Source organism: uncultured Thermanaerothrix sp. (assembly GCF_938028735.1).
Taxonomy (GTDB): domain Bacteria; phylum Chloroflexota; class Anaerolineae; order Anaerolineales; family Anaerolineaceae; genus Thermanaerothrix.
The window spans coordinates 1-4,480 of the sequence record NZ_CALIMF010000034.1 but is presented as its reverse complement, the minus strand read 5'-3'; the positions used below and the strand labels follow the sequence as shown (position 1 = coordinate 4,480).

The 4,480-nt window shown below is 55.9% G+C and carries 5 protein-coding genes; all 5 read left to right on the top strand.

The genetic code is table 11. The features are described from left to right. The first annotated feature begins 520 nt into the window (after positions 1-520). The 5 genes from Q0721_RS12190 to Q0721_RS12170 all read left to right on the top strand — a co-directional run bounded on the left by Q0721_RS12190 (position 521) and on the right by Q0721_RS12170 (position 3,878). Positions 521-997, top strand: a complete 477-nt coding sequence (locus Q0721_RS12190; RefSeq protein WP_299030434.1) for a hypothetical protein — start codon at positions 521-523, stop codon at positions 995-997. 12 nt (positions 998-1,009) lie between these two features. Next, the gene (locus tag Q0721_RS12185) at positions 1,010-1,930 is read left to right on the top strand and encodes a hypothetical protein (RefSeq protein WP_299030432.1); all 921 of its coding nucleotides are present in this window, start codon (positions 1,010-1,012) and stop codon (positions 1,928-1,930) included. Positions 1,931-2,124: 194 nt separating this feature from the next. Further along, complete coding sequence (locus Q0721_RS12180) at positions 2,125-2,517, top strand: hypothetical protein (RefSeq protein WP_299030429.1); 393 nt, start codon at positions 2,125-2,127, stop codon at positions 2,515-2,517. A 2-nt stretch (positions 2,518-2,519) separates the two neighbouring features. Further along, a complete protein-coding gene (locus tag Q0721_RS12175) occupies positions 2,520-3,239 on the top strand; it encodes a hypothetical protein (RefSeq protein ID WP_299030427.1) in 720 nt (239 codons plus the stop codon). Positions 3,240-3,251: 12 nt separating this feature from the next. Then, complete coding sequence (locus tag Q0721_RS12170; RefSeq protein WP_299030424.1) at positions 3,252-3,878, top strand: hypothetical protein; 627 nt, start codon at positions 3,252-3,254, stop codon at positions 3,876-3,878. Positions 3,879-4,480 lie beyond the last annotated feature (602 nt).

The following is a 4,480-nucleotide window of genomic DNA, read 5'->3' as shown; positions in this document are numbered from 1 at the left end:
GGGTATCAGTCTGTCGAACGGACAGTCTTCCGCACAACGGACAGCGTAGGCGACGGGGTATCAGTCAGTCGAACGGACAGTCTTCCGCACAACGGACAGCGTAGGCGACGGAGGGGGGGTTTTTCGGCAGGTTCGGGCGGCTCCCCTCGGCGGCATCCTGCCGCCGAGCTTGGTACCAAGGATAGTCTCTTCTTCCCCTCCCTATTCCCACGCCATATCAGAGCCCATCTTTTTTTCCCCCCCTCAGCTTGCGGGGACCCCCAGGACAGTCCCCCTATAGGCTAGTCTCCCTGCCCCGCAAGCTTCGGGGGGGCTTATCAGTCGCCCGCGGGGACCCCTAGCCCCGCGGGCACCAAGGAAAGTCTCTCTCTACCTCCCATCCCTTGACAAAGGTAATGTCATGCCTTATCCTTAGAAGGTAAAGGCATACTTCCACAGTGTCTTTCGTCTTTCGACTTCCTTCTTTAAGACTAATAGACATTCTAATGTCTAATCCCATCCCCCGAAAGGAGAAGCAAAAATGCTCACTTGGTCCTCCGTCCCTCCTAATGGCACCCCTCACACCATCCCCTTAGTCCGAGTGCCGCCTCATACCGCCATCACCGGCACCATCCTCAGCGACCAAATGATCGGCACTTGGGTCCATTTCTACGGCGGAAGAAGCTACCCCTGCCGCGGAGAAAACTGCCCTGCTTGCGAAGACGACATCGGTAGCCGATGGAAAGCCTATCTGCACATCCTCCAAGACGAGCCTCCCCGCCAAATCATCCTGGAAATTACCGAGCACACAGCCAGAGCACTGGCAGACCAAACCGACGGCCTCCCCTCATTGCGAGGAATACGAGTACGCTTTTCGCGTCGGCATCCCCGCCGCAACGCCCCCGTTGACGTACGGCTCTCTAATACGCACTTACCTGCCGACAGCCTCCCCCCCAGTCTTGACATACCTAGCCACCTTGAACGAATATGGGGAATAAAACGAAAGCGCTCCAGTTAGAAAGCCCCTCTCATGCCTTCTACACAACCGCCCTTCAACTATGAACGAGTATGTAAAGAAACCACCAAACTCGTTCTCACTCACCACGACATCCAAGCGGCATGGGTAGATATAGACAGCATTCCTCCCACCCTGCACATCATCGCCGCTCCCGGCAGCAACCTCTGCGCCTCTGCCATTTCCTTCGGCCTACCATGCCAAATCGCTATCCACCACGACAAGCCTTTTCGTATCCTACGGCTAGAACCATACTGGACAAACCTGCTTTCACCCTATCAGCGATGCCAAGACATCCCCATCACCCTCGGCACCCAAATCCAACCAGCCGGCGCCAACTGGGTAGGTACCGGCGGCATTCCCGTACACTACCGCACTCCCGACGGCTTAGACCGCTGGGGCCTACTGTCCAACTGGCACGTCATCGCTCAAGGCGATGAACGACGTGGCCGCACTATTCATCAACCCACTACCGCCTATCCCAGCTTTGCGTCTCTGGACCTCTGGGAATCAGTCCGCCCCGACCGCATCAACACCATCGACGCAGCCATCGGCCACGCCTGGCACAAAGACCACCACACTATCACCCTAGACGTCCTTGACATCGGCCGAGTACACCCACACTTCTCCGAAGCCTACAAAGGCCTACCAGTCCAGAAAGTAGGCCGCAGCACAGGCCTCACACGCGGCACCTGTATCGGCACAAAAGCCAGTGCCAAGATCAATTACGGCAATTTTATAGCCACATTCGAAGACCTAGACGTTTTCGCCGGTACCAATAAAGCTTTCTCAGCTCCCGGCGATTCCGGCTCAGGCATATTCAACGCCGAGCACCAGCCTATCGCCCTCCTCTTTGCGGGCAACGACACGCTCACGCTCGGCATTCCTATACGGCACATTATCAAACGGTTTAACCTCCAGCCCTTACTACCTTAGGAGCCATCCCCATGCAAATCCAAATCGGTAATCTCAAAATCGAAATCGACGGCGTCAGCCAAGGCCAATTTTCCCAATGCCTCTTGGCAGCCTTTCTTTCCGTCCTCCCCCAAATGCTCCAGCAACTCGTTTCTTGCCTTAGGACAGCACCACCAGGGGGAGGATATAACCCCGGAGAAGAGAAACGTTGCTAAATGGCAAAACGACTCTTTCCCATCTGGCAAGTCATCGCACTACGGTTACCTTTCGGCAACCTCGGCCCTCTATTGCTATGGACCGACAAACGGGGTAGAAAAGTCTTTATGGCACGACGCGGCCCCAAACCTCCTCCCTCTGTCTCTCAACTAAGACACTGGTTCGAAATGGCCGCAGTCGCCGCCGCTTGGTGGAATCTAGCCGAAGAAGAACGCGACTACTGGCGTCAAGCCGCCAAACGTTGCCACCTACGCACGACAGGCTACGGCCTTTGGCTCGCCGCTTGTCTAGACCCTCAACCCACCTGGCTAGACACCATACAACACCACTGCCCCGACATACCCCTCCAGCCTATTGATTGTCGTATTCCTCTTGATTGGAAACTCAAATAGCCATGAGCCGCTTTCGCTACAGCAGGCGAAAAAAAGCACCCAAAAAGTTTCCCTACTGCACCATCCCCCGCACCATACAGCCCATCACTTTCTGGAGCATACCTCCCGAAGCCATACTACAAGCAGACCCTAAATTCTACCTAGAGTTATTCCACCTCCCCCGCGACACATTTATCTACATCGACCCAGACACTGGCGAAAGAAAAACCTATCCTGACATCGGATTTCGCCACCGGTTTTGTTGGCCCGCTTTTCACCCTCCCAAAACAAACCGCTACATCCTCAACTACACGCTTAGCCCCTACGACCGCAAACACCGCATCGGATTTAAAATCGGCGTTGAGCTCGGCTGGTTTTACTTCGACGCGGGCGACGAGCGTATTGTCTCTTACGCTTACCTTTACGCTCCCAACGTCCTCATTCCCTACGCCTATTGGAGCGCCGTAGTGCCCGTAAGGATACGGCCCACACTCGAAGAACGAGAAAAAAACCACACTTTCGGCCACGGCTACCTCATCGACCGCGATCCCTGGTGCTACCGACATCGCAGCTACCTTTGGGCAGGGTTCGGCCACTGCAACCTAGGCATTTGCTACTGCCTCACAGAGCGCTGGATTGACCGGTTGAAATATCCCCACGGAACTCCTAAAATACTATACGAACCGTCCATCGCCCCGCGGGTTGACCCGCGTGACGAGTTCTACAAACACATCCGCGACTAAGGAGAAACACAAATGGCAAGAACTATCGGCCCCGCAATGAGCTTTGACGCATCCGGCAGCCTCGGCGGCGCTATAGTCTTCAGCAAATGGAAAGGCCGCAACTACATCCGCAGCCTAGTCATTCCTGCAAACCCCAAATCCAACAAACAAGTCTCAGTCCGCAGCATGATGACCTGGCTTACTCAACAATGGGCCAACATCCCCTCCGCAAACAAAAACACATGGAAAGACCTTGCGGACCCCCAAAGCATTTCCCCTTTCAACGCCTACGTCCAGCACAACCAAGGCCGCTGGAGCAACTTCCGTGCTCCCACTCAGGCCTACCCCGCCGCTGAAAGCACTCTTACGGCAACCGCAGGCACCCCCACAGCCCAAGGCGGAACACGAATGGCCACGGTTACCGTTCCCATCACCAGCGCAGGCAACGGCTGGGGCGTCATGTTCTACCGCTCCGGCCAAAGGGGCTTTAGCACCGCCTACGACAACTTGAAGCACATCGGCCGCATCTCCGGCACCAGCAACGTAGTTTTCGTCGATAGCCCGCTGGAACCGGGGACATACTACTACAACTTTCGCCTCATAAGCGTAGACGGCACCCTAGGCAACGAAGTAGGGGAAGTCAGCTGCACCGTATCCTAAGCATGCCTCACTACCCCGACTATTACGTTCCCCATGGCAACATCAAGCCGCTACTATCTCGCTGGAGCAAGCCGCGTAAGCGACTCGTACTACCACCACTACCGCCGCCCCCACCCCCCCTACCCCAATACATACTCGTATCCGGAGCCATATCTCCCAACATCACGGGGGTATACAAGAAAAACCCAGACGCAAGAGCCTACTTCGTATACGACCACGTAAACAGCACTGGCTACATATATTGCTCACAACCCACGTCAAACGCAGTCCTTAGCCACCGCAGCCAGCTTGCTCTATGGCTCAACACAACCGCAGGGACACCCCTCGGAACCTATCCACCATGGATAGGAGCATCTGGCACCGCTTACGTCACAGAATACAACCCCTAACCTCCTCTTAGACCACATTTACCGCAGGGGGACCCGTCGGGGCGGACATCCTGCCCGCCCCGACGTTTTTTTGCCGCCCGAACCTGCCGAAAAACCCCCCCTCCGTCGCCTACGCTGTCCGTTGTGCGGAAGACTGTCCGTTCGACTGACTGATACCCCGTCGCCTACGCTGTCCGTTGTGCGGAAGACTGTCCGTTCGACAGACTGATACCC

Coding starts and splice junctions, on each gene's coding strand:
- Q0721_RS12190 (WP_299030434.1), top strand. CDS start 521: ATGCTCACTTGGTCCTCCGTCCCTCCTAATGGCACCCCTCACACCATC.
- Q0721_RS12170 (WP_299030424.1), top strand. CDS start 3,252: ATGGCAAGAACTATCGGCCCCGCAATGAGCTTTGACGCATCCGGCAGC.
- Q0721_RS12180 (WP_299030429.1), top strand. CDS start 2,125: ATGGCAAAACGACTCTTTCCCATCTGGCAAGTCATCGCACTACGGTTA.
- Q0721_RS12175 (WP_299030427.1), top strand. CDS start 2,520: ATGAGCCGCTTTCGCTACAGCAGGCGAAAAAAAGCACCCAAAAAGTTT.
- Q0721_RS12185 (WP_299030432.1), top strand. CDS start 1,010: ATGCCTTCTACACAACCGCCCTTCAACTATGAACGAGTATGTAAAGAA.